Here is an 801-nt window from a genome sequence, read left to right on the forward strand (position 1 = left end):
GCTGCGGCGGCTCGGCCGGTCCTCCCGCACCATGCTGCGCAGCCGGATCGTGATGGTCAGTTGAAGCACCGAGATACTTGCCAACGTCAACTAATTAATTGACAATGGCAAATATCGAGGTGATCCCATGCTATCGCAATCTTCGCCATCAAACCCAGCGGCCGAACAGGTCGCCGACGACCAGATCGCAGCAGTCCGCGCCTTCAACCGCTTTTACACCCGCAAGCTTGGTGTACTCGACCAGCACCTTGGAAAGAGTCCCTTTTCTCTCAGCGAGGCCCGGGTGCTCTATGAACTCGCGCATCGCGACGAGCTTGCGGCAAAGGAGATCGGAAACGAGCTTGGTCTCGATCCCGGCTATCTCAGCCGCATCGTCCAGAGCTTCGACGAAAAGGGGCTGATCACGCGAAGGCCCCTGCCCGCGGATCGCAGGCAATACCAGCTCAGCCTCACCGCCAAGGGCCGCCAGACCTTCGCCAAGCTGAACCTGAGCTCGCAAAACGAGGTTGCCGCAATGCTGGCCCGGCTTTCGGCCAGCGATGCGACACGGCTCACGCAGGCCATGACGACCATCGAGGCCGTGCTGGAGCAACGTCGAAGCCAGCCCGCGGCTTTCATGCTGCGCAGTCATCGCGTCGGCGACATGGGCTGGGTCATCTCCCGACAGGCTGCCGCCTACGCCGCGGACTACAACTGGGACATCAGCTACGAGGCGCTGGTTGCCGAGATATGCGCGCAGTTCATCAAGAACTACGACGCCGCGCGCGAGCACTGCTGGATCGCGGAAGTGGGTGGCGAGCC

Annotated in this window: 1 protein-coding gene; it reads left to right on the forward strand. The window is 61.9% G+C overall.

What is annotated here, in order from left to right; translation table 11 throughout:
• Nucleotides 1–127: 127 nt before the first annotated feature.
• The coding region (locus IC50_RS01960; protein WP_050990852.1) for a MarR family winged helix-turn-helix transcriptional regulator at nt 128–801 on the forward strand (674 nt) is incomplete at its 3' end.

This window comes from Bradyrhizobium genomosp. I (2014) (assembly GCF_000261685.1).
Lineage (GTDB): Bacteria > Pseudomonadota > Alphaproteobacteria > Rhizobiales > Xanthobacteraceae > Bradyrhizobium.